We start from the raw sequence: 24,325 nt of genomic DNA on the forward strand, positions 1-24,325 counted from the left end.
CGCTTTTGAGTGCATAGAGCCGAGTACCGCTACGCGAAATTCGAAATTCAAAATTCAGAACTCAAAACTCAAAACTAAGGCAGATGAACTTTCCTCACATTCTGAATGGCGAACCTATTTCTGCCGTAATGGATTAGAGGATTAAAGCTACACAACTGTGATGTCATCGATGGATGAGAATTGGAAGCGGGATAGGACTTACGCGAGGAGCAAAGCCGGGTTGAATCCGGATTCAACGGCATAAATCTCGAAAGCATGAATTTTCGGATAAACGATTGGCCTGACCTGAAAGGACCGTTTAGAAAGTGGGATTATGGAAAAACGCGAAGGGTATAACGTTCTCTAGTCTGATACCAGCAAGGGAACGACTTTCTACTTTCGTCTGACTGTTTTTCTTTTTTGGCCTCCAATCATGACTGCGATCGCCCCTTCTCCAACCCTTGCTGAAACGTTGCGATCACGCCGGGAACGGCTGGCTGAACGGATTAATTTTCCAGTTATGCTGTGGTCGGGTCGACCAAGGGCACGCAATTTTCCAGCCAATACCTATCCTTTTCGAGCAAACAGTCATTTTCTCTATTTTGCCGGCATGTCGCTGACAAATGCCGTCATTCGGCTTGACGGGAAACGCTTAACCCTGTTCATGGACGATAGTACGGTAGAGGATGCTCTTTGGCATGGACCAATGCCGACGTGTGTAGAGGTTGCCAACATCATTGGAGCGGAGGCTGCTCTGCCAATGAGTGAGCTACCCAAGGCCGCTCAAAATGTGGCCACCATTCCTGTGCAGGATGGCATAACCGTCGCTGAGCAAATGACTCTGAGGACAACCGTACAACCGGCCCAAGATAAAGCCTTAGCAGAAGCGATCGTGGCCGTGCGGCTCACCCACGATGCCGAGGCGATCACAGAGATCCGCAAGGCAGCGGCAGTTTCGACATGGGCACATCGGGCGGGTATGGCAGCGACGGCAGTGGGACAAACTGAGGCTGCTGTACGAGCCGTGATGGAGTCTGTCATTGTGGCAACCGGCATGACCTGTGCCTATAACAGCATTGTGACGATACAGGGCGAGGTGCTGCACAACGAGCGCTACGACCATGTTCTACAACCGGGGGATTTGGTGCTGGCGGATGTGGGTGCAGAGGCTGCATCAGGTTGGGCGTCAGACATCACCCGAACGTGGCCTGTGACAGGTCAGTTTTCGTCTACTCAACGAGACATTTATGAGGTCGTGTTAGCGGCTCACGACGCTTGCATTGCAGCGGCTCGCCCTGGGGTGGAATATCGGGAATTACATTTCCTTGCCTGCCGAACACTGGCGACGGGCTTGGCAGAGTTAGGCATTCTCAAGGGAGACCCAGATGGCCTTGTAGAGCAGGATGCCCATGCCCTGTTCTTTCCCCATGGCGTTGGACATTTGTTGGGGCTGGATGTTCACGACATGGAGGATTTAGGTGATCTGGCTGGATATGCATCTGGACGCAGTCGGAGCGATCGCTTCGGCCTAGCTTTTCTCAGATTAGATCGTCCCCTGCAAGCAGGCATGGCGGTCACCATCGAGCCAGGATTTTACCAAGTGCCCGGGATTTTACAAGATGCTGTGCGGCGTGAAGCTTACAGCGACTGCGTGGATTGGGACCGTCTAGCCCAATTTCAAGATGTTCGCGGTGTTCGTATTGAAGACGATATTTTTATTACCGCAGAGGGTTGTGAAATTCTAACTGGAGAGTTATCTAGTGATGTAGACACTATTGAGACAGCCGTGAAATCACAGAAGGTTATGTGAAGAGACAATAGAGAATTTGGCTACAAGTGGTTGGATCTTGTCGATCTCACTTGTAGTATATGAAACAATATTTTGATTACGGCTATGTTTGCGATTATCTCTCCTATTCAGCGAGCTACAGTGCCTTACCCGTATCAGTTTCAAGATTCCGACCTCAATCGCGATCGCATCTTAGCTGCGATCGATGTTGGTACAAATTCCATTCATATGGTGGTCGTAAAGGTAAAGGCTTCGATTCCGGCTTTCACTATTATCGATAAGGAAAAGGAGACCGTCCGCTTGGGGGATTTTGCTGAAGACGGCAACCTTTCACAAGATGCCATGGAACGGGGAATTGATGCGCTGAAACGGTGTCGGGCGATCGCAGAGAGTTTTCGCGCAGAAGATATCGTCGCCGTTGCCACTAGTGCCGTTCGTGAGGCAAAGAACGGTCCAGCTTTTTTAGAACGAGTGAAACTCGAAGTTGGGCTGGGTGTGAACCTCATTTCGGGAACCGAAGAAGCCCGACGAATCTATCTGGGCGTCCTTTCCGGTATGGAATTTCACGGACGTCCCCATGCTGTCGTTGATATTGGGGGGGGATCAACAGAATTGCTGCTGGGAACGGGAGAAGTTCATCGTTTTCTGAGCAGCACCAAAGTGGGTGCAGTGCGACTGACGGCAGGATACGTTTCGTCCGATCCGATTAGCGATGAGGAGTTTACCTATCTTTCTGCCTACGTACGGGGACGCATGGAGCCAACCGTTGAGGACCTAAAGCGGCATCTCAAGCCAGGGGAAACTCTTCAACTAGTTGGCACTTCTGGAACAGCTGAGTGTTTGGCCTCGCTGGTTGCCTATGAGCGTCTGGGGGTTGTGCCCGATCCATTAAACGGATTTCGCATGAGTCTGGAGGAGCTTCAGACTTGGGTAGAAAGGCTACGCAAAATGACGCTATCGGAGCGGCTAGACCTGCCTGAGATTTCTGAGCGACGGGCAGAAATCATTGTCGCCGGAGCCATCATTCTTCAAGAAACGATGAAGCTGCTCGGTGCGGACGATTTAGTTATTTGCGAACGTGCTCTGCGGGAAGGCGTTGTCGTTGATTGGATGCTGACCCATGGTCTCATTGAAGACCGAATGCAGTTTCAGGGATCGGTGCGAGAGCGCAGCGTTAGGGCGACAGCAGAAAAATATCATGTGCCCTTAGAGGCGGGCGATCGCGTCGCAGATTTTGTGCTAGCTCTTTTTGACGCTAGCAAAGGCCATCTGCACAACTGGGACAATCCTGAACGAGAACTGCTATGGGCAGCCGCCATACTCCACAATTCAGGTCATTACATCAGCCACTCCAGCCACCACAAACATTCCTACTATTTGATCCGAAATGGCGAGCTGCTGGGCTACACTGAAGCCGAAATCGAAGTCATTGCTAATATCGCCCGTTACCATCGGAAGAGTCTCCCGAAGAAGAAGCACGACAATTTCCGAGGGCTGACGACTAAGTATCATCGGCAAGTTGTGATCGAACTGAGCGCCATGTTGCGGGTTGCTGTAGCTCTAGACCGTCGTGGTATTGGGGCCATTAAGGATGTGCAGTATTACTACGATGGCACCAACAAAACGCTTCATCTGGATATCAGACCGTCTCATCCCTTCGATGATTGCGCTTCTGAGCTATGGAATTTAGAGGATAAAAAGCTTTGGTTCGAGGACCTGTATAGCGTGAAGCTAGTAGCCCATTTAGTGTAATCCTGCTCTATATCTTGACTGGAAGCAGCCCCATGAGAGCATAGGCTCCACTAAACATAAGCAATGCCTCGTTCTGACATTGCTGCAAGCAAAAAGCGCTTTAGGCAAAACACGTTGCTTCGCCTAAAACAGACCATTGCGCTCTACTCTTCGTCGTCGTCCTCTTCATCATCAGTGGGATAGACGAAGCCTTTGGAGCGTCCGGTGAGAACAGACTTGCCCTGGGAGAGTGCTTTTTGAGCTTGCAGCGCTGCTGTGCGCTTCCAATGCGCTTTGCGCTGATCACGCTTGGCTTTTGAAGTTTTCTTCTTAGGAACCGCCATGACCGCTAGAAAATTTGACAACCTTGTAAGCATAGCATTCTCTAACTGGGAGTACAGCTTTAATTTTTGGAATCAGGCGGATTGTCTTGGCGTGCGCCATCGAAAAAATTAGAAGTGTAGAGAATGCGGCAGTAGAGGCGTAGGAGACAAAATATAGCGGTGTGCCTTTGAGTTAAGTACACCCCATTCCCTGTCCCTATTCCTTACTCCCCTGAGTCACTGAGATGTACTTAACCAAGCTGCACAGGGCTATATTTTCTACTGAAGTGGTGTTGACCCAATTTTCTAAAGATCGAGTAGGACGGAGGCGTTGCTATAGTACCGGGCCCAATATCGAGGATCGGGGCGTTCTTGCCATTCAGCCCGAGTGACTTGTATTTCCATAGTAGGAATCGCGATTCCCTGGTTGTCGCCAGCGACAGTAACAATGACCTCTGAGATCAGCGGATCCGTGATAAAGCTGAGCTGAATCTGCGCCTGAGCGATCGCTTCACTCTGCCGCAAAAAAGTGTCATAACGCTCACCCGGATTCCGAGGAACTAACAGGGTGGACCGCGACGTATAAGCGTGGGCCGCTTGGGGATGGGCCAAGTCAATAACTGAGAAGGCGCCGATGCTGCACAATGCGATCGCCAAACCGAAGCCACTCGATAACAAACGCCAAAAGAGTTCTGGGGGACTTATAGGGATAGCAGGGCCGAGTTTCATAGTCTGATTTACCGTGAATCGTACATGTCTTTTTGTCTAAAGTTGGCAGTTCAAAGTGTCAAAAGACTGCCTGATCGCTAGAATTAGCATCGTTTTCAAAGGTCTGTGCTATCGTCTGTGTTCACACCTGGTGTGCAGTTGACGACTGTTACCTCATCGGTGGGAAAAAGATTGACGATTGTATGAGTAAAGGCGAAGGGCAAAATGGCAAATCAGTGGGCTCTCCTCATCGGGATCAATCAATATAAAGCGCTACAACCTCTGATGTACGCGCAAACGGATGCAGTCGCTTTGCGAAACTTCTTCGTTGATGAGCTAGGCATCCCAGTTAACAATTGCACTTTAGTAACCGACCTGTCTGCTTCTATTGAACCTCATGCCTACGCGCCCTTACGTAAAGAGATTGAAAGCCAGCTCCAAACGCTTTGTCGAGACAAGGTGCAGCCGGGAGATCTGCTGTGGGTCTTTTTCAGCGGCTGTGGTTTAACTGAAGGCGGTCAGGATTATTGGATGACCGTGGACTCTGATCCGATGAAGCCGTCAGAGACTGCGATTTCTCTAACCAGTATCTTCAATATTTTGAATCAGGCAAAGACCGATCAAATTCTCCTAGCGATGGACATGAATCGGAGTCAGGGGGCGATCGGGCATCGGGATATGGGGGCTCAGACCCTAACTTTGGCCAATGATTTCAACATCACTACCTTGTTGTCTTGTCAGCCGGACGAATTTTCCCATGAGACGATGTACGTTCGGCATGGCTTATTTACTAAGGCTTTGTTAGAGGGACTGCGTTACCACGGCTGTATTACGACATCTCAGCTAGGGTCTTATTTGAGCGATCGCGTCCCTGAACTATGTACCCATCACTGCCGCCCGCCCCAGCATCCCGCTATTACCATTCCAGCTGCTCAGAAATTCATGATGGTGGTGCCGTCTGACGGCCTTGCCAACTTGTCGGTCACTGAAGGTGCAGCTGTGAACTTGAGCAGTGATGTCAGCACGCCGACTACGGAGTTTTCCGATAGTCCAGAAGTGGCAGCAGTGCCGCCATCGAGTTGGAACCCCTCGTTGACGAATCAGCCAGCCGCAGCGGTCGCTCCATCGGGCACAAAGACCTCCTTTGACACCCATGACCTAGCAGTCGAGCAAGGTGAGGTCCGTGTGGATCCTTCTACCGCTTCCAGAAAGCCTTCTGTAGCCGCAGCCAATGAGCCAAAACAGGGCGCCATTGTTCTTAAAGAAAGAGACAATCCAGAAGACGAATCGGAAGATATTGCGGCGCTAGGTGGGTTATGGAAATGGGGTGCCTTGGCCGCAGCGATCGCCTTCTTGGTTGGGGTATTTTTCCGCTATCAGCCTGCCCTCTTCAGAGGCGATCGCGCGGCTGATGCAGACAGGCCTACGGTGACGGCTGCCGGCGACTCAGTTGCCAACGACTCTGAAGCAGCCGCAGACGCTGGAGAAACTTCTCCCGAAGGTGAGGAAGTGCCCCCAACTGGCGAATCGCTCTTTCCCGCCGAAATTGATCCCATCGAGGCTGGAGAGACGGCCTTGCAGAGAGCTGAGGAAGCGATCGCGACGAGCCGCTATGGTGAAGCTCGGGCTTGGCTGACTCAGGTGCCGCCTGAATTGCAAGACAGCACCTACCAGTCACTGCTTCAGCAGGCTAATAGTGAAGTGGCTGAGGCCGCTGTTCGCAACCAAAGCGTTTTGGAAAGCGCCCGTCAGATTATTCAGCCGGCTTCTGCGTCCATGTTCAACGATGCCATTGAGCAAGCTCGCCAAGTGCCGCCTGAGGATCCCTATTACGAACAGGCTCAGGCTGACATTGCTCGTTGGAGTCAGGTGATTCTAGATTTAGCTGAAGGTCGCGCGGCCAGTGGCAATATCAATGGAGCAATCGCGGCGGCCCGATTAGTACCGGATGACCAGCCTGCCATTGCTGATTTGGCTCAACAGCGGATTGGGACTTGGGAACAACAGATTGCAAACCAGGATTTGATTCAACAGGCTCAGAATTCTCTACAGCCCGGACAAGCGAGTTCCTTTAATGACGCCGTTCGGACCCTTGAGCAAATTACGCCTGATCAGCCGGGCTATGAAACCGCTCAAGCTCGAATCAATCAGTGGAGTGAAGATATTTTGGCGATCGCCCGGGCAAGAGCCGCCCAGGGTGATTTAGGCGGCGCGATCGCGGCGGCTAGGTTAGTGCCCGACAATCAGGCTGCCTATGCGGAAGCTCAACAGGAAATTCAGCGCTGGCAGGAGCAACTATAGTCAATTAGGCACGAGTCTTAGGGAGCTAAAGCGTGTTCTGAGAGGGCATGGTTCTGTGTCCCCTTTCGAGATACCATTTTTTCGTTAGAGGCGGTCTCCATCGCAGTTGGCAGCAGACTACGAACAGTAGGCAGAATCAATCTCTTCTGCACTATGAACTTCGCGTTCTCGTTTGTCCTGAACTGAACCGCTGTGGCGAGAACAGTTGGTTTATAGAAACCTTGGTACGAGTTTTTTAGGAAAGGTTTCTCTGAACTGGAGACCGACCGGATGATATGACCTCGCTGGGGCATAAACTGTCAAATTACGAAGGATGACTCCCGACTAGCATTAGAAGCCATGAAAATAATTCCCACAGAAATCCCTGAGGTGCTGATCATAGAGCCGCAAGTTTACGGCGACCATCGTGGATTTTTCATGGAAAGTTTTAATCAGAAGCAGTTCCAAGACAAGACTGAAATCATCTGCCATTTCGTCCAAGACAACCATTCCCGGTCCAAAGGCGGCATCTTGAGAGGGCTGCACTATCAAATCAAATCGCCTCAGGGAAAGCTGCTGCGGGTTGTGAACGGAGAAATCTTTGACGTCGCGGTCGATATTCGTCGCAATTCCCCCACGTTTCGGCAATGGGTGGGCGTTGTGCTCTCGGCTGAAAACTATCGGCAGTTGTGGGTGCCAGAGGGTTTCGCGCACGGCTTTTATGTCGTGTCGGACAGTGCAGACGTGCTGTACAAAACGACCGATTACTATGCGCCTCAGCACGAACGCACCATCATGTGGAATGACGAGGATCTTGGAATCGCCTGGCCTATTGGCGACAAGGAACCCGTATTATCAGCTAAAGATCAGAAGGGCGATCGCCTAAGAGCAGCTGAGGTTTTTGAGACATGAAGATTCTGCTGATTGGTGGGCAAGGTCAAGTTGGACAAGAGCTGCAGACCACTCTTCCCGCGATCGGTGAGGTGGTTGTTTGGGATCGCACTCATCTTGATCTCACCGAGCTAGACGACATCGCGCCCAAGGTCGTGGCTCAGCAGCCCGATGTCATCGTGAACGCGGCGGCCTACACTGCCGTGGATAAAGCGGAGACCGAACAAACCCTAGCCTTTCGGATCAATGGTGACGCACCTGGCAAGCTAGCGGCAGCTGCTACAAACTGTAGGGCGGCGCTGGTCCACATCTCAACAGATTATGTCTTTGACGGGAGTCAGAACCGTCCCTATCAGCCCGATGACAAGCCTAATCCGCTGGGAGCATACGGTCAGTCCAAACGGGCTGGGGAACTGGCGGTACAGGCGGCCTGCGATCGCCACATCATTTTTCGTACGGCCTGGGTGTACGGGGCCAAGGGACAAGGCAACTTTGTCAAAACGATGCTACGACTGGGAGCAGAGCGAGAAACGCTGAATGTGGTTTACGACCAAGTCGGATCCCCAACCTGGGCCTATGAAATTGCCGCAGCAATGACTGCTCTGATCCCCACGTTGAATTCCGCTAATTTCGGCACGTATCACTTCACAAATAGCGGCGCCGTTAGCTGGTATGATTTCGCAGTTGCCATTTTTGAGGAGGCAGCTCTCCTCGGTCATCCTCTTAAGATCAATCAGGTGAACCCCATTACGAGTGACCAGTATCCAACAGTGACTCAACGACCGCATTACTCAGTACTAGCGGGGGAAAAACTGGCTCATTTGATTTGCCGATCAGCTCCCCACTGGCGAGAAAGTCTGAGAAAGATGCTGAAAGAGTATCTACTCGCATAGTCGCAACTGAGGTTACCAGGATGGACATGAAAGCGTTGATTTTGTCAGGCGGACGGGGGACCCGTCTCAGACCATTAACCTATACGGGTGCCAAACAGTTAGTTCCCGTCGTCAACAAACCCATCCTCTGGTACGGCATTGAGCAAATTGTGGCTGCGGGTATTTCTGACATTGGAATCGTCATTAGCCCAGAAACAGGCGACGACATTCGCAGCATGACTGGGGATGGTTCCCAATTTGGCGCAAAAATCACCTACATTCCTCAAGACAGTCCTGATGGGTTGGCTCATGCGGTCAAAATAGCGAAGCCGTTTCTGCAGAATTCGCCTTTCTTGATGTATCTAGGCGACAACCTGATCCGCGATAATCTAGTGAACTTTGTGGAAAAGTTCACTCAGCAGTCCTTAGACGCCCTGATTTTGCTCAAACAAGTGCCCAATCCAACTGCTTTTGGAGTGGCTGTGCTTAATCAGCAGGGCAACGTGATTCGACTGGTTGAAAAGCCAAAAGATCCCCCCTCTGATTTCGCGTTAGTTGGCGTCTACCTGTTCTCAGCCGTCGTTCACGACATCATTGAAACCTTGCAGCCCTCAGCCCGAGGAGAGTTGGAAATTACGGACGCTATTCAGTCTTTAGTTGATGCGGACAAAAACGTCATGGCCCAGCCTCTTCAAGGTTGGTGGTTGGACACGGGTAAAAAGGACGACTTGCTAGCGGCCAATCAAATTATTTTGGACGAGACGCTTTCTAGCAAAATTGAAGGTCAGGTGGATGACGCGACCAAAATTAGCGGTCGGGTGGCCATTGGTCACGGCTCGACGGTGATTAATTCAACCATTCGGGGACCCGTCGCGATCGGGCAAAACTGCCATATTGAGAATTGCTTTATTGGCTCCTACAGCAGCATTGCTGACGGTGTGAAGCTGACAGATATTGAGCTAGACCACAGCGTTGTTCTTGAAAACGCCACCATTCAGGACTTGCATCAGCGCATCACAGATAGCCTGATTGGCCGAAAAGCACAGCTTGTGCAGTGTCTCGATCGCCCCAAAGCACTCCGATTCATGATTGGAGATGACAGTCACATCGAACTCACTTGATTTGTCAGACATTGTTCGTTTGATCCCTGATATTTTTGATGAAAACTATGGCTAAGCGAGGACAGCGGATATTAGTGACCGGCGGGGCTGGATTTATTGGCTCCAATTTTGTGCGGCACTGGTGCGATCGCGCCGATGAGATGGTGGTGCTGGACGCGCTGACCTATGCGGGCAATCGAGCGACCCTGTCCGATTTGGAAGCCAGAGAGGAGTTCTCTCTGGTTGAAGGGGACATCGGTGATGCCGCTCTGGTGGCGCAAATCCTTGAGCAAAATCGCATTGATACCCTGGTTCATTTTGCGGCAGAGTCCCACGTTGATCGCTCTATCCTGGGTCCGGCAGCCTTTGTGCAAACCAATGTGGTGGGCACCTTCACCCTGCTCGAAGCCTTCCGCAAGCACTGGGACACGGCAGGAAAACCCGATGATTTTCGCTTTCTGCACGTGTCTACCGATGAGGTCTTTGGCAGCCTTGGCCCGGAAGATCCGGCTTTCTCAGAAACTACACCCTATGCACCCAACAGTCCGTACTCAGCCTCTAAAGCTGGGAGCGACCACCTCGTCCGAGCCTACTTTCACACTTACGGCCTGCCCACGCTAATCACAAATTGCTCGAATAACTATGGGCCGTATCAGTTCCCAGAAAAGCTGATTCCGCTCATGTGCGTCAACATCCTGCTGGGCAAACCGCTGCCGGTGTATGGCGATGGGCAAAACATTCGCGACTGGCTGCATGTAGAGGATCACTGCGAAGCGATCGCGATCGTTCTTCAACAGGCAACTCCTGGCGAAACTTACAACATTGGCGGCAATAATCAGGTCAAAAATATCGAGATTGTGGAATCTCTCTGCGATCTCATGGATCAGCTTGCCCCTGAATTACCGACTCAGCCTGCCCGAGACTTGATTACCTTTGTCACTGATCGTCCAGGGCACGATCGCCGCTACGCTATGAACATCTCTAAAATTCAGCGGGACCTAGATTGGCAGCCTAAATATGACTTTGCCACTGGGCTGAAGCAAACCGTACAGTGGTATCTTACGCATCGTGACTGGTGGCAGCCCCTGCTATCCGAAGAATATCAGACCTATTACCGCAATTTGTACAGCGTGTAGAGAAGGGTTGAAAACCAGCGTCTTACATCGCCGTCTCCAACGGTTGGTACATAATGCTGAGGCCCTAACTCTATTTTTCAATACCTATTATTGAGGCAATCTTTAGCTGACATAAAGACTTTCGAGCTTTCCAATTGGACTTTCTAACATGGGTGCGGGGCATAAATACGCTGCGCACATAATAAACATGCTGGCGCGTAGCGACACTGCTTCTGACGTCCATTTGGGAGGCTTGAATGGTTGACAGTTATCAACCGTCCTCGGAACATACGCTGGATCGTGACTGCACAACACTGTCTCGTCATGTGCTGCAGCAGCTTCAAAGCTTCGGATCTGAAGCTCAGGATCTCAGCGCTTTAATGAATCGGATTGCCCTTGCCGGTAAGCTGATCGCTCGTCATCTTTCTCGCTCAGGGTTAGTTGCAGATACCTTGGGGTTTACAGGCGAAACCAATGTTCAGGGAGAAGCCGTCAAAAAGATGGACGTGTACGCCAATGACGTCTTCATCTCTGTGTTTAAGCAGAGCGGTTTAGTCTGTCGGCTGGCCTCAGAGGAGATGGACAAGCCCTACTACATTCCTGAAAACTGCCCGATTGGACGATATACCCTGCTCTACGACCCGATTGATGGATCGTCCAACGTTGATATTAATCTGAACGTGGGCTCAATTTTTGCCATTCGTCGGCAGAGCGGAGATGATCTCGATCAATCTGCCTCAGATTTGCTGACGAATGGACAAGATCAGCTAGCGGCTGGCTATATCTTGTATGGCCCCACCACCGTTCTAGTCTATTCCATCGGATATGGAGTGCACTCCTTCACGCTAGATCCCAGCCTCGGGGAATTCATTTTGGCGTCTGAAAATATTCGCATTCCTGAGCACGGGCCGAACTATAGCGTCAACGAAGGGAATTTCTGGCAATGGGAAGAGTCCATTCGCGATTTTATTCGTTACGTTCACAGGCATGAAGGGTATTCATCGCGATATAGCGGTGCATTGGTGGGTGATTTTCATCGGATTTTGCTTCAGGGCGGAGTTTTTCTCTATCCCGGTACGGTGAAGAAACCTGATGGCAAATTACGTCTGTTGTATGAAACGGCACCGTTGGCTTTCTTGGCTGAACAGGCTGGAGGCCAAGCCAGTACGGGTACAGAGAGACTGTTGGATGTGGTTCCAACTGAACTCCATCAGCGAACGCCAGTTGTGATTGGTAGTTCTGAGGACGTCATGCTAGTGGAGTCTTTCATCAAAGAACGTATCCGGGAACAAGCAACCATCGGAGCGACTTAGCTAGATACTGGTTCAACGCCCTATCAGACTAAGTTTCGCTTCATGACGCGCGATCGCCCCTCGCCAAATCTGAAGCAGTTGCCCCCATTAAAACCCAGTCCACTGAACTGCTGATACGTAGGAGATTACTGATGACAATGACTGCTGATAATCCCATCCTGCACCTCAAAGATTATGGCCAGAGTGTCTGGATGGACAACCTCAGCCGCGACATCTTGGAATCGGGCGAGCTGAAACAACTGATTGAAAGTCGTGACGTCCATGGGATCACCTCCAATCCAGCCATTTTTGAGAAGGCGATCGCGGGCAATGCCATTTACGACGCTGACATCGAGGCGGGGATTCGTGATGGTAAATCCGTCGAAGAAATTTACGAGTCTTTAGTATTTGAAGACATCCGTAATGCTTGCGATGTCCTGATGCCGATTTACGAAGAGACCAATCACCTAGATGGATATGTCAGCTTGGAAGTGCCCCCCAGCATGGCCCGCAATGCGGACACTACTCTAGAAGCAGCACGCCGCTACTTCAACGAATTGCAGCGTCCTAACCTGATGATTAAAATCCCTGGAACTTCAGAGGGATTACCTGCCGTAGAAGCGGCGATTCGCGATGGCATCAACGTTAACGTCACCCTGCTATTCTCTGTGCAGAGCTATATCAACACAGCCTGGGCTTACATTCGCGGCCTTGAGGCCCGGGTCGAAGCGGGTGAAGACATTAGCAGCGTGGCATCAGTCGCCAGCTTCTTCCTGAGCAGAATTGACAGCAAGGTGGATGCTCAGTTAGAGGAACTAGCGGCCAAGGCGGATGATATCAACGTGCAGGCCAAGCTCAATGAGGCTAAGGGTAAGGTCGCGATCGCTAACGCCAAGATTGCTTACCAGGAGTACAAAAAGATCATTAGCAGCGATCGCTGGAAAGCACTAGCGGAGAAAGGTGCACGGGTTCAGCGGCTACTTTGGGCTAGCACCAGCACCAAGAACCCTGACTATAGCGATGTGATGTACGTGGACGAGTTGATTGGCCCTGATACCGTCAACACTCTGCCGCCGAACACCATTGAAGCGTGTGCCGACCATTGCGATGTGGACAGCCGCATTGAAACCAATGTGGAAGAAGCACAGCGGTTGATTGCGAATTTGCCTGAGCTTGGCGTTGACCTAGATCAGGTTATGGATGAGCTGCTGGAAGAAGGCATTGATAAGTTCATCAAGCCTTTTGACACGCTGATGGATTCGTTAGTGACCAAGGTTAAGCAGTTATCTCCTGCGTAAGTTAATGCGACTCAGGGGCGAGGTCCATTGGCCGATCTCGCTCCTTTTCAATCGGTATCTGACTGTTCTGTTCATTTAGCTCCCAACTACAGAAAACTTTATGGTTAGCCTGCTTGAGAATCCTCTCCGCGTTGGTCTTCAACAAGATCGCATTCCCGACCCTCAGATTTTGGTTATTTTTGGTGCCTCAGGAGATCTCACTCAGCGTAAGCTGATTCCTGCCTTATATCAGATGAAGCTTGACCGTCGTCTGCCGCCTGAGTTGACGATTGTAGGCGTTGCTCGACGAGAATGGAGCCACGATTTCTTTCGAGAACATCTGCGCGAAGGTGTCGAGGACTTTGGGGGCGGCCTGGGTAACGAAGCGGTCTGGAAAAATTTTGCAGAAGGTCTCTACTACTGTCCGGCCAACATCGATAAGCCTGAAAGCTACCAAAAGCTAAAAGCCTTTTTGTCTGAGCTTGATGAGAAACGGGGCACTCGGGGAAATCGTGTCTTTTATCTCTCGGTTGCTCCTCGCTTCTTTGGGGAGGCCACGAGGCAGCTGGGGGCAGCGGGTATGTTGGAAGAGCCTGACAAACAGCGGTTAGTGATTGAAAAGCCCTTTGGTAAAGATATTGGATCTGCTAGAACGCTGAACCGAGTCGTGCAAAATGTTTGCCGCGAAGAGCAGGTCTATCGCATCGACCACTATTTGGGTAAAGAAACCGTTCAGAACCTGATGGTGTTTCGCTTTGCCAACGCCATTTTCGAACCGCTTTGGAACCGTCAATTTGTCGATCATGTCCAGATCACAGTGGCAGAAACAGTGGGTTTAGAGGGACGTGCAGGCTACTACGAAACAGCGGGGGCGCTGCGCGACATGGTGCAAAATCACCTCATGCAGCTCTTTTGTCTAACTGCAATGGAAGCTCCGAATTCTTTGGATGCTGACAGTATTCGCAGCGAGAAAGTGAAAGTCTTGCAGGCCACTCACCTGGCAGATTTGGAAGATCTCTCTAAATGTGCGGTGAGGGGGCAATATGCACCAGGCTGGATGAAGGGAGAACAGGTGCCGGGCTATCGGGACGAAGATGGCGCCAGCGAAACTTCTACAACGCCGACCTATGCCGCTCTCAAGCTCATGGTAGATAACTGGCGTTGGAAAGGTGTTCCTTTTTACATGCGAACAGGTAAACGGATGCCAAAGAAGGTTTCGGAGATTTCAATTCACTTCAAAGAAGTACCGTACATGATGTTCCAATCGGCAGCTAAGCAGCTCAATCACAACGTCTTGGCGCTGCGTATTCAGCCGGATGAGGGGATTTCGATGCGCTTTGAAGTGAAAACTCCGGGGAACTCGCTGCGGACTCGCTCAGTGGCAATGGACTTTCGATATGATGCGGCCTTTGGTAAACCCAGCACGGAAGCCTATGGTCGTCTATTAGTGGACTGCATGTTGGGTGACCAGACGTTGTTTACCCGTGGCGACGAGGTAGAGGCATCTTGGCGGATGCTAACGCCCTTGTTGAATGTTTGGGATGCCCCTGCTGATCCTAAAGCTATTCCAATGTATGAGGCGGGTACATGGGGACCCGTCGAAGCTGAGTTGCTGCTGAACTGCGATCGCCGCCGCTGGCGCAGACTGTAGCATCATCCTTAAATTCCACTGATTTTCGGTGAAGTTCGATAGCATGGACTCGATCCGAAAAATATTGTTTGCTCCTGACCTTCATCTTTCAGAGCTAGATATGATCACAACTCCTGTTGTTGCGCTACAGAAACCTAAAGATATTTCCATTGAGGAAATCGAGAGTGAACTTCGTAATATTTGGCGGAGCCAAGATGGTGGAACAACGGCTCCGGCTGCCACTCGGGCCAGCACGTTCAGCATCGTGGTCTATGAACCAGAAGAGTTTCAGCAGCTTTTGGCAGCCCTGACGTTTTATAAAGGAGATATTGATGGCGTTCATGGGCCTAAAACGCGAGAGGCAATTCGCCAAGCACAAATAGCCTATGGCCTAAGGGTGACTGGACGAGTGGACGAAAAAACACTCGCTCGGCTGCGGTCGGAATATGAGAAGCTGCCGGACAGTCAAAAGGCGATCGCTAATCCGGATCTACGGGGATTCAATTTGAGTGAGGCGATCGCGTCACAAAATCCCTGTCGCGTCATCACCCTGTGTCCCATTCTGGGTCAAGATGAAGGCGTCACGGCTCAAGTGTCGGCCTACTGTCCCGTACAGAAACGCAATGCAAGCAACCTGATCTGTTGTGAGTACATTACCCTACGAGGCACGAAAGCCGCCCTGGAGCGCGTCGGTGGTATTGTCTCTTCGCTGCTAATTGGTGACTTGCCTAAGTTTATCTGGTGGAAAGCCACCCCTAATCCTGAGCAAGCACTCTTTCGTCAGCTAGCGGATACTAGCAATTGCCTGATTGTGGATTCCAGCTACTTCAGCGAAGTGGAATCTGAGTTGAACAAGATTCAGGAGATCACTGAAACCGGCAAATATATTGCTGACCTCAACTGGCACCGTGTCTTTCCTTGGCAAGAACTGACAGCAGAAGCGTTTGATCCCCCTGAGCGGCGCGAGTCTCTAGCTGAGATCGACCAAGTTAGTATTGACCACGAGCCTGGCAATGCGGCTCAAGCGCTGATGTTCTTGGGCTGGTTAGCCAGCCGCCTAGACTGGACGCCCATGCGCTATGTCGACGAGGGCGGAGACTACGGCATTCGTAAGGTGTATTTCGAAAGCAACTTTGGCAACCGCGAGATTGAAGCGGAACTTGCAGCCATTCCAGTTGCCGATGTGGGTGAGGTGATTGGTGACTTAGTCGGCATTCGTCTGAATTCTAGTAACCAGGAAGCAGACTGCTGCACGATCCTCTGTTCTGAGACCACAGGCTGTATGCGGATGGAGGCTGGCGGTGGTGCTCAGTCTTGTCGCGTAGAGGAAGTTAGCGCGATCTCTGACCAACGGGCGGATCTGATTTTGGGTCAGCAATTGCAGCGCTGGGGCGAAGACATTTTGTATCAGGAAAGTCTTTCGATGGCTGACCAGATTCTGCGTTTGTGCCAGTAGTCAAAGGCAGAAGGCAGAAGGCAGAAGGCAGAAGTATGTCTCAAAAAACCGATGGAGTGTGTTACTCGTCCGCTTAAATCAGACGATGAACCATTTCTCTGGGAGATGCTGTACCAAGCTCTTTACATCCCCGAGGGACAGGCTCCAAGCCAATAATCCAGCAGTGCGACTTTACCAGCGTTTTGGGTTTGAAGTGGTCAGCAGTTGTGAAGAATCACTCACCATGAAGCGAAATCATAGCCGTTGCTAGTTCCGTGAGGACAGGACGGTGAACCTTTTGGCTCTGCCAATTAGTGGGTGCGATGGGGCTACGACGTTTTGTAAAGCAACCGATTGATCGTATTAACCACATCTAGAGAGTCATAGGGCTTAGAGAGATGAGCTGAGTAGCCTACCGCGAGAGCGTGCTGCCGATCTTCCTCTCTGGCATAGGCGGTTAATGCGATCGCAGGAATTGTGCTGAGGGTCTTATTTGGGAGCGATCGAATTCTCTCGATAAAGCAGTAGCCATCTTCATCGGGCATAGCAATATCGCTGACAACAATGTCAGGTTGAGCCCGCTCTAGCTGTTGACAAGCCGCTGCAACGCTACTGAAACTCTCAACATCAGCTCCCCACTGATCCAAAATAATCGTTAGCAACTCTCGGGCATCTGCTTCATCGTCTACCACCATTACCTTGACACCCGCCAAGCTGACCTCACCCTCAGAGGTGGACTGAGACGCTTCGGTGTCTTGCTCTTCAAAACGCATTGGCAATTGCACCATGAAAGTTGCACCCTGGCCTAGGCCCGGACTACTGGCATGGATGGTGCCGCCGTGCAGCTCGACCAAGCGGCGACTGATAGCGAGACCCAAGCCCAAGCCCCCTTGCGATCGCTTTGAAGAGCCATCAGCCTGACGAAAATGTTCAAACACATAGGGCAAAAAGTCCGCACTGATTCCAATACCCGAATCAATCACCTGAACCTGTAGTTGAGTTTCAACAACCGACATGTGCACCGTAATCTGTTTTGAAACCGGGGTGAACTTAATGGCGTTAGAGAGCAAATTCCAGAAAACCTGCTGAAGCCGATTAGGATCCGCTAGAATTTCTCCGACATTGGGAGCGAGGTCAAGATCGATTTGAATAGACTTTGCTGAAGTGGCTGGGCGCAGTGACTCAACGGTCGATTGAATCAGCTCAGCGACATTGACGGGTTGAATGTTCAGACTAACTTGGCCACGAACAATACGAGACAAATCGAGTAAATCTTCAATCAGTTGAGTCTGAGCCGTCGCGTTGCGCTCAATCGTGTCCAATGCCCGTTGAAACGTCTCGGGCTTGAGGTCACCGCGCTGGATAAGTTGTATCCATCCAACAATAGCGTTGAGCGGTGTACGTAATTCATGGGAAAGAACCGCTAAAAACTCATCCTTGATACGATTCGCGGATTCGGCAGCTTCTCGGGCTGAACTTTCTTGCTGAAGCAACGCTAATCGCTGAGCTTCAATTTGTTTCCGCACGGTGATGTCAGTTGCCGTCATCACAACGCTGTAAACATAGCCATTGTCGTCCTGCAGTGGCGCCAGGGACACGCTAACGTCAACTTGCTCACCATCATCCTTGATATGCTGAAACTCGCGATTTGAAACGGTTTGATTGGCCAAAACTTGGTCAAAGCAGCGATCAAACTCAGCGCGTTCGCTATCTGAGATGACGGGCAGTAAATGATCAACAAGAGTCTCAGCAGAGTGACCATACAGCAATTCAGCGGCAGTATTCCACGTCATCACCCGTTGTTGGCGAGTTAGCGTAAGGATCCCAATCGGAGAGGCATCGACGATTGCTCGTAACAGGTCATCCGTCTCCCGCAGTGCTTGCGCCACCTTTCCTCGCTCATACCGCTCCTCGCGCTCTCTTAAAGCTCGCTTCACAGAGGGAACTAACCGACCTATGCGTTGCTTGAGAACATAATCGGTAGCCCCCAACTTAAGCGACTCAATGGCCTGCTCTTCACCCATAACGCCAGAAACAATAATGAATGGCACCTCTGGACAGACTTCCTTTGCTAGCTCTAAAGCCAGATTGCCGGTAAATTCAGGAACAATATAATCCGCCAGAATCAGGTCAAATGATTCAGAGTTAAGCTGCTCTAGAAAAGTTTTTCGGTTGCGAACTCCAACTGTATCGCTTTGAACATTACCACTCCTAAGCGTAGCCTCAATCAACTCAAGGTCAATGGGATCATCTTCCAAAATCAAAATTCTTGGAGTACGCACGGGCTGCTGGGTCTGCGACTGAGCAATTGCGGATAAAAACATTGAAAGCTGGCCTTGTGTTACCTGCTGCGTCTAGAGACGTCCAAATGCTAAGACATCAAAACGATATTTCCAAGAGAAGCATTTTGCCACTCTCTTAAGAAATAAAAGATATAACGTAGTATCAATATGTCTTGAGACATAGATCTTGTGCTGTAGAAGAAGACTAATATTTTAAGATCAAAATGAATGCTTACGCTCAATGTTTCATTATTCTTACAGAAAGGAATAGTACGCTATGTCTAAACACAGATTTATTTTAGAAACTAGACTTTTACTTGAACCCAATATCTAAAAAAGATTGCTTGATACGCAAAAGTAAAACTTCAGACAACTCAGTACAAAAACATTGCAATTAAATTGCAATATTAATGATTTTCGACAACAGGAATTGAAAAGTAGAATGTTGCACCTTGGTCAATTTGACCCTCAGCCCAAAGACGCCCACCATGCCGATGAATGACCCTCTGGACATTGGCCAAGCCAACTCCAGTGCCCTCGAATTTTTCAGCATTAGACAACCGCTGAAATACCCCAAACAAATGTTCGATTTCGCTCATACTAAAGCCAATACCGTTGTCACAAATGAAAAAAATCGCTTCATCCTGACGCAATTCACTGCCAATCGAGATGTCAGCTTCTGCCCGAACACACGTATATTTAACTGCGTTCTCAATTAGGTTTTGCCAGACTTTGTGCAGTAGATTGCGATCGCCCCACACAGCCGGTAATGGATCAATCTGCCAATGAATCTTTCGGTTACTTGATGATTGCTGTACTTGTCGAATAACTTCCTGTACTAAGCGATTCATGCTGACCTGGGTATAGTGCATCTCAGCACGACCCGTTCGTGAGAACTGCAACAGATCATCAATCATTTGCCCGGATCGCTGCGTCAACATCTGGATTCTTTCCAGGTAATGCACTGCGGATTCGTCCAAAGGATCTAATTGAGTCAATTGTTGCTGAAGTTGCTCTATCAGCAACGTTACAAACCCTTCAATCTGGCGAATCGGAGATCGCAGGTCATGAGAGACTGAAAAGGCAAATGTTTCCAACTCTTTATTGAGCGTCTCCAAACGAGAAGTCCTTTGAGTCACCTGCTGTTCTAACGTGGCATTGAGCGATCGCAGTTCTTTGTCTTTTTCTTTCCGGTCTGTGATATCACTCACCAATCCATCAATAAAAGTCCGTCCGTAGGATTCAACAATTGCTTCACTGACCTGTAGCCATCGAGAACGACCGTTGATATCGATGATCTGAACCTCTTGGCGATACTTTTGAACATCAGACTGATCTTCAGTATCTACAATAATGTGATTTCGAAAAAAGGCTTCGACGTCAGATAGCGTTTCTACGCCTATTAGCTTTTGTAATCCCTCACTCGCTTCTAATAACTGCCCGTCCAGCGTAGCCCGGAAGACACCAATTTCAAGCTCATCCAGCAAAAAACCAAGACGAAACTCAAGCTCAGCAGTCCTGCGACGAATTTGAGTATTTTCCCAAACAGAGCGTACCGCTTGGCTGAGCCGCACCATGTGTTTAGGCGATTTAAGGACATAGTCATTGAGTCCTGCCTTCATCGCTTCGACAGCAATCTCCTGACTGCCAGAGTCCGTAAACATGATGACAGGCTTATCAGGATACTGCTGTCTAACTGCTGTCAGGATTTCCATTCCTGTGGACCAGCGCAGATCATAGTCTGTAATCACGACATCGAAATCGTCATCTAGCGTTGACTTAAACTCGTCCCAGCTAACAGCTTCCTGAATAAACACATCAGGAAACTCCCGTCTCAGTTCATGAATCGCTAGCAAACGGTCGTTGAGATCATCGTCTACTATCAAAACCCGTTCCAGTTGCCTAACTGAAGACATAGAACCAAATGCTATAAAACGATTACGAACAAACCGATTACGAACAAACGCCAAAGGTTAAGGTTGAAATTCAGCCCCATGCTTCACAGGAACCAGCGTTCTGTTAATCCTAAAATATATTAGGTTGCTAATACAACGGATGGATACTGGTTTAGCCGTATCCAATAAGCATCTAAAATCCCAACCATCCTAGAAAGAGCATCAAAACTCACAGGCTTCACCAGATAGGAATTTACGCCGAGATCGTAGGACAAATCAACGTCAGGACGCTCACTAGAAGAGGTTAGAATGACAACCGGCATCCGCTTCATGTCGCTTTTCTTCCTAATCCATTCCAAGACCTCTGTTCCTGAACGACGCGGCAATTTTAAGTCTAATAACACTAACGCTGGGATGGGGTAGCGATCTCGATCGCTGTATTCTCCGACGCCTGTTAGATAGTCAACTGCAGCATCGCCGTCTTTGACCGAATAAAGCGTAATGATTGCATTTGTCTGACGGAACGCCCGTTGAATAAACAAAATATCGTTCGGGTCGTCCTCAACTAGCAGGATATTGTAGGTATTAGTATTCATCATGCCGTTGGATTCCTTGGCCTAAAATCCAAAATTGTCGAAAAGAGTTGTAATCAGGTCAATTACGAAGGATTCAACGATTGGCAGTGATAGAAAGTGATATGTCTATTGAGCACCACCTTTTACATCTGAAATCAGAGTAACTGGACTTAAAAAGCTCTGATGTACTCTCTCATAAACTCTAAGCCAGCTTGGTACGGTACCGTACGCAGATAGGTAATGTTAACACTTTTTTACTTTACCTAACCATCGTTAATGTATTGAAACCAAGCATCATGATGATATTAAGCTGACTACACAAAAAACTGGTTGCCTGAAAGAATCTTTTAATAAGTACTCGTGATTTGTTGATCAATGGATGTCTTTTTATTAAAGTCTTGGAAAATTCTCAAGAAAGTTGTTTTTAACCAGACCGTTATTAGAGCAAACACATGTTTGCCTATCTTTGTTTCAGACGATTAATAACTTTGACTCATAGCTTCATAATCACTTTTGTATATCTAAGAGCCGGGTCGATTCAGCTCGAACAACGTTATAACATTCACACGCAGCTGATTCCAGAGCTTCGCGATTCAGGATGTGAATGTAGCCTCTGTTGTAGTGAATCAAACCGCCCTGTTGGAGCTTTCCAGCAGCCAAAGTGACGCTGGCCCTCCGAGTGCCTAACATGCTCGCCAAAAAGTCTTGAGTTAGCTCTAAGTGTGAAGCTTGTAAGGCATCTTGAGATTGTAAAAGCCAGCGAGCCAGTCGTTCTTCAACCGGATGGAATCGGTTGCAAGCAGCATTTTGACTAATTTGAGCAATGAGCGCCTGAGTGTAGCGCAGCAAAACGGACTGCAAAGCTTCGCTGCGATTGAATTCTGCCTTGAGTACGGAAGCACTGAGTGCGATCGCCCAACCGGAAATCTGAACGACTGCCCGACTGGCACTATAGTTTCCCCCTAAATAAACCGGATATCCAACCATGCCATCACTACCAACAACCGCCGCTTCGATCGTGGCTCCATTCTCCATTACCTGAACCAGAGAGACCATCGAGCGACTGGGAAAATAGACTTTGTCCATGGGTTCGGTCGGCTCATACAAAACTTGGCCTAGCTCTAGCTGCACTTTGGTGAAGTTAGGCGCTAGCCGGTGATAAATCTCGTCTGGCAGTAAGGCGAGCAAACGATTGCCCTGTGCCATCTGGTTAATATCTTTTTGCTCGAACTCTTCGGGAGAATAGGGCATAGCTCTCAGTACTTGATCGAATCAGGTAGACAAACTCGTGGCCATGTTGTTCAGGCAACACAACACTAATCCCGGCTCGATAAAGCCGTGATTACAGGGGAGAAGACTAGAATTCAGCAATTTCCGTCTACCGCAATGAGTTATAAACTCATCAACATTGCGGCAGGTGTGTTAAGGCTCGTTTGCGGGTGATGTGAAATACGGTCAGATTCACTATCTGAGCGTTCGACGGTCTGATAAATGACTGATAAACCGTTACGGTGACCCTACTAAGAATTCTAAAACGCAAAGAAATAACCTGCTTAAGCAAGGTCAATCAGGAGCCATAAATCAGCGACAGCCTTTACGACACAACTGCCTGTACTTTGTCACAAACCCTGTACGCTTTCAGTACGCCACCGTACACAAGCAAAATTTGTGCGAGCGCTAGGTGCAGGTTCAGTGGATTGATCGACTAATTGCCTGTAATCGTTCGCTCTCATCCCGCAGGAGAACATAGCAATTACAGGCAGCCTTTTCGAGGGCAGCGCGATCGCAAATAGTAATCTTGCCACGCTGGTACTGAATCATGCCGGCCCGCTGCAAATGCCCAGCAGCCTCTGTGATCGTTGCCCGTCGCGTACCGAGCAGCATAGCGGCGTATTTTTGGGTGAGGGGTAGCTCATCTGTTTGCAGCCGGTCTTGAATAGATAAGAGCCATCGAGCGAAGCGTGGCTCAACTTGGTGATAAACCTGACAGCTTACGTTTTGCGCCGTTTCCGCTAAGGCTAATTGGAGATACAGCAAAACCTGTTTTTGAAACGCTTCGCCTCGGGTAAATTCTTGCTTCAGCGCCTGAGCGTTAACTTTGACTGCCTTACCTGCTACCTGCACGATCGATTTACTCAACGCCTGCTCTCCTCCCAACAAGGCCGCGAGGCCCACTAGTCCCTCATTGCCCACTAGTCTAAATTCAACCTGAGTATTGGGGCCGATAACGCTAATTAGAGAAACAAGCGATTGAACCGGAAAATAAATATCCGAAACGGGTTCTCCAACATCATGCAGCACCGATCCCAAAGACAAATCGACCCAACTTAGATGAGGCTGAAGACGCTTGTAGCCTTCCTGAGGGAGCGACGCCAGAAGATGATTGCAAAGAGTCACATTGGAATTAAACGGCTGAGAAGGCATGAGGTCAATTAAACAATAGTTATGACATAGGTTTTAGATTCAAGGTTGTATTAATAGGAGGATGATGTGGGGAGAATACATGGAGATGTGCTTAGCTCAAGATTCGAAACAGAAGGTGGACGCCAACAACGTATTAAGTCCTATTGTTGCCTTCGTTTGGTTAATCATGAAATTTTAGTGTCTGCTTGACCTATGACTACATGTCAAAACCTTACTATCGGCTTCTAATATTTGAGTTCAAAAGAGTCAGACATCAGTTTTCTAGATCAGCGGATAAAAACGAACGTTAAGTACGTAAGACGCCTTTAGAATAAAGAATTTCTCTTAACAGGAGATCAATACAAAGTCAGATATATGGCCTACTTTGATCAAATATCATGTCTTATCAAAGCTTCTGACGAGCTATCTCTATCTGTAGCCAGTTGCCTAGAGTTCATTCCAGCTTTGCAAATTGGCCCTCGTTCCCTACCTACTTCTCGTACTTAGATCTTGCAGTTGAGTTTACGCTAACTGTTTTGGCTCCCCTGCTTTCCAATTTAGTGAGTTCTGAGGTCAAGTCCCCCAAACTTGGAGGATTTAGGGGGCGAATGCAGGAAAATATGCTTTAGTGCAAGATCTGAGTCGTACCAATTTTAGAAGAAGGAAAATGGATTTCTAGCCTCTCTTCCTTTCTTAAATGCCTCCAAGGCCATAGCTTAGGGGAAGGATTTAGGGTGAGGGCGATAAA

The 24,325-nt window shown here is 49.4% G+C and carries 18 protein-coding genes; 11 read left to right on the forward strand and 7 right to left on the reverse strand.

Features of this window, described 5'->3' with window-relative positions; genetic code table 11:
- The first annotated feature begins 412 nt into the window (after positions 1–412).
- Positions 413–1,789, forward strand: a complete 1,377-nt coding sequence (locus PN498_RS24115; RefSeq protein WP_272065987.1) for an aminopeptidase P family protein — start codon at positions 413–415, stop codon at positions 1,787–1,789.
- Between the two features lie 84 nt (positions 1,790–1,873).
- Positions 1,874–3,520, forward strand: a complete 1,647-nt coding sequence (locus PN498_RS24120; protein WP_272065988.1) for a Ppx/GppA phosphatase family protein — start codon at positions 1,874–1,876, stop codon at positions 3,518–3,520.
- A gap of 143 nt (positions 3,521–3,663) precedes the next feature.
- Here PN498_RS24120 and rpmF read toward each other — a convergent pair whose 3' ends face one another.
- Positions 3,664–3,843 carry a 50S ribosomal protein L32 gene (gene rpmF, locus PN498_RS24125; protein WP_272066078.1) on the reverse strand — a complete coding sequence of 60 codons (180 nt, stop codon included), beginning with the start codon at positions 3,841–3,843 and terminating at the stop codon, positions 3,664–3,666.
- A 285-nt stretch (positions 3,844–4,128) separates the two neighbouring features.
- Complete coding sequence (locus PN498_RS24130; RefSeq protein WP_272065990.1) at positions 4,129–4,551, reverse strand: hypothetical protein; 423 nt, start codon at positions 4,549–4,551, stop codon at positions 4,129–4,131.
- A gap of 204 nt (positions 4,552–4,755) precedes the next feature.
- Here PN498_RS24130 and PN498_RS24135 point away from each other — a divergent pair, with 204 nt between their 5' ends.
- From PN498_RS24135 to opcA, 9 genes are all read left to right on the forward strand, one after another.
- Positions 4,756–6,831 (forward strand): caspase family protein, encoded by a 2,076-nt coding sequence (locus PN498_RS24135; RefSeq protein ID WP_272065991.1) that lies wholly within the window; start codon positions 4,756–4,758, stop codon positions 6,829–6,831.
- A 339-nt stretch (positions 6,832–7,170) separates the two neighbouring features.
- A complete protein-coding gene (gene rfbC, locus PN498_RS24140) occupies positions 7,171–7,722 on the forward strand; it encodes a dTDP-4-dehydrorhamnose 3,5-epimerase (RefSeq protein ID WP_272065992.1) in 552 nt (183 codons plus the stop codon).
- A complete protein-coding gene (gene rfbD / locus PN498_RS24145) occupies positions 7,719–8,594 on the forward strand; it encodes a dTDP-4-dehydrorhamnose reductase (protein ID WP_272065993.1) in 876 nt (291 codons plus the stop codon). The genes rfbC and rfbD overlap by 4 nt, the downstream gene beginning before the upstream one ends.
- A gap of 26 nt (positions 8,595–8,620) precedes the next feature.
- Complete coding sequence (locus PN498_RS24150) at positions 8,621–9,694, forward strand: glucose-1-phosphate thymidylyltransferase (RefSeq protein ID WP_272065994.1); 1,074 nt, start codon at positions 8,621–8,623, stop codon at positions 9,692–9,694.
- Positions 9,695–9,732: 38 nt separating this feature from the next.
- On the forward strand, positions 9,733–10,809 hold the full coding sequence (gene rfbB / locus PN498_RS24155; protein WP_442951444.1) for a dTDP-glucose 4,6-dehydratase: 1,077 nt from the start codon (positions 9,733–9,735) through the stop codon (positions 10,807–10,809).
- 236 nt (positions 10,810–11,045) lie between these two features.
- Positions 11,046–12,101, forward strand: a complete 1,056-nt coding sequence (fbp, locus tag PN498_RS24160) for a class 1 fructose-bisphosphatase (RefSeq protein WP_272065997.1) — start codon at positions 11,046–11,048, stop codon at positions 12,099–12,101.
- Between the two features lie 131 nt (positions 12,102–12,232).
- A complete protein-coding gene (gene tal, locus PN498_RS24165; RefSeq protein WP_272065999.1) occupies positions 12,233–13,378 on the forward strand; it encodes a transaldolase in 1,146 nt (381 codons plus the stop codon).
- 100 nt (positions 13,379–13,478) lie between these two features.
- The gene (gene zwf / locus PN498_RS24170; protein ID WP_272066000.1) at positions 13,479–15,008 is read left to right on the forward strand and encodes a glucose-6-phosphate dehydrogenase; all 1,530 of its coding nucleotides are present in this window, start codon (positions 13,479–13,481) and stop codon (positions 15,006–15,008) included.
- A gap of 103 nt (positions 15,009–15,111) precedes the next feature.
- Positions 15,112–16,443, forward strand: a complete 1,332-nt coding sequence (gene opcA / locus PN498_RS24175; protein ID WP_272066079.1) for a glucose-6-phosphate dehydrogenase assembly protein OpcA — start codon at positions 15,112–15,114, stop codon at positions 16,441–16,443.
- Positions 16,444–16,751: 308 nt separating this feature from the next.
- On the opposite strand, the gene PN498_RS24180 is transcribed toward opcA, so the two are convergent.
- From PN498_RS24180 to PN498_RS24200, 5 genes are all read right to left on the reverse strand, one after another.
- Entirely contained in the window at positions 16,752–18,746 is a 1,995-nt protein-coding gene (locus PN498_RS24180; protein ID WP_272066001.1) for a hybrid sensor histidine kinase/response regulator, read from the reverse strand.
- 365 nt (positions 18,747–19,111) lie between these two features.
- Positions 19,112–20,620: a sensor histidine kinase gene (locus tag PN498_RS24185; RefSeq protein ID WP_272066002.1), complete on the reverse strand. Its 1,509-nt coding sequence runs from the start codon at positions 20,618–20,620 to the stop codon at positions 19,112–19,114.
- A gap of 119 nt (positions 20,621–20,739) precedes the next feature.
- Positions 20,740–21,198, reverse strand: a complete 459-nt coding sequence (locus PN498_RS24190; RefSeq protein ID WP_272066003.1) for a response regulator — start codon at positions 21,196–21,198, stop codon at positions 20,740–20,742.
- A gap of 483 nt (positions 21,199–21,681) precedes the next feature.
- On the reverse strand, positions 21,682–22,425 hold the full coding sequence (locus PN498_RS24195) for a Crp/Fnr family transcriptional regulator (protein ID WP_272066004.1): 744 nt from the start codon (positions 22,423–22,425) through the stop codon (positions 21,682–21,684).
- Between the two features lie 438 nt (positions 22,426–22,863).
- Positions 22,864–23,598: a Crp/Fnr family transcriptional regulator gene (locus PN498_RS24200; protein WP_272066006.1), complete on the reverse strand. Its 735-nt coding sequence runs from the start codon at positions 23,596–23,598 to the stop codon at positions 22,864–22,866.
- Between the last annotated feature and the right edge of the window lie 727 nt (positions 23,599–24,325).

Source organism: Oscillatoria sp. CS-180 (genome assembly GCF_028330965.1).
Taxonomy (GTDB): domain Bacteria; phylum Cyanobacteriota; class Cyanobacteriia; order Phormidesmidales; family Phormidesmidaceae; genus Halomicronema.

What these genes read in the sequence shown, in the direction of transcription:
- PN498_RS24115 (WP_272065987.1), top strand. Translation starts at nt 413, where the DNA reads ATGACTGCGATCGCCCCTTCTCCAACCCTTGCTGAAACGTTGCGATCA.
- PN498_RS24120 (WP_272065988.1), top strand. Translation starts at nt 1,874, where the DNA reads ATGTTTGCGATTATCTCTCCTATTCAGCGAGCTACAGTGCCTTACCCG.
- rpmF (WP_272066078.1), bottom strand. Translation starts at nt 3,843, where the DNA reads ATGGCGGTTCCTAAGAAGAAAACTTCAAAAGCCAAGCGTGATCAGCGC.
- PN498_RS24130 (WP_272065990.1), bottom strand. Translation starts at nt 4,551, where the DNA reads ATGAAACTCGGCCCTGCTATCCCTATAAGTCCCCCAGAACTCTTTTGG.
- PN498_RS24135 (WP_272065991.1), top strand. Translation starts at nt 4,756, where the DNA reads ATGGCAAATCAGTGGGCTCTCCTCATCGGGATCAATCAATATAAAGCG.
- rfbC (WP_272065992.1), top strand. Translation starts at nt 7,171, where the DNA reads ATGAAAATAATTCCCACAGAAATCCCTGAGGTGCTGATCATAGAGCCG.
- rfbD (WP_272065993.1), top strand. Translation starts at nt 7,719, where the DNA reads ATGAAGATTCTGCTGATTGGTGGGCAAGGTCAAGTTGGACAAGAGCTG.
- PN498_RS24150 (WP_272065994.1), top strand. Translation starts at nt 8,621, where the DNA reads ATGAAAGCGTTGATTTTGTCAGGCGGACGGGGGACCCGTCTCAGACCA.
- rfbB (WP_442951444.1), top strand. Translation starts at nt 9,733, where the DNA reads ATGAAAACTATGGCTAAGCGAGGACAGCGGATATTAGTGACCGGCGGG.
- fbp (WP_272065997.1), top strand. Translation starts at nt 11,046, where the DNA reads ATGGTTGACAGTTATCAACCGTCCTCGGAACATACGCTGGATCGTGAC.
- tal (WP_272065999.1), top strand. Translation starts at nt 12,233, where the DNA reads ATGACAATGACTGCTGATAATCCCATCCTGCACCTCAAAGATTATGGC.
- zwf (WP_272066000.1), top strand. Translation starts at nt 13,479, where the DNA reads ATGGTTAGCCTGCTTGAGAATCCTCTCCGCGTTGGTCTTCAACAAGAT.
- PN498_RS24180 (WP_272066001.1), bottom strand. Translation starts at nt 18,746, where the DNA reads ATGTTTTTATCCGCAATTGCTCAGTCGCAGACCCAGCAGCCCGTGCGT.
- PN498_RS24185 (WP_272066002.1), bottom strand. Translation starts at nt 20,620, where the DNA reads ATGTCTTCAGTTAGGCAACTGGAACGGGTTTTGATAGTAGACGATGAT.
- PN498_RS24190 (WP_272066003.1), bottom strand. Translation starts at nt 21,198, where the DNA reads ATGATGAATACTAATACCTACAATATCCTGCTAGTTGAGGACGACCCG.
- PN498_RS24195 (WP_272066004.1), bottom strand. Translation starts at nt 22,425, where the DNA reads ATGCCCTATTCTCCCGAAGAGTTCGAGCAAAAAGATATTAACCAGATG.
- PN498_RS24200 (WP_272066006.1), bottom strand. Translation starts at nt 23,598, where the DNA reads ATGCCTTCTCAGCCGTTTAATTCCAATGTGACTCTTTGCAATCATCTT.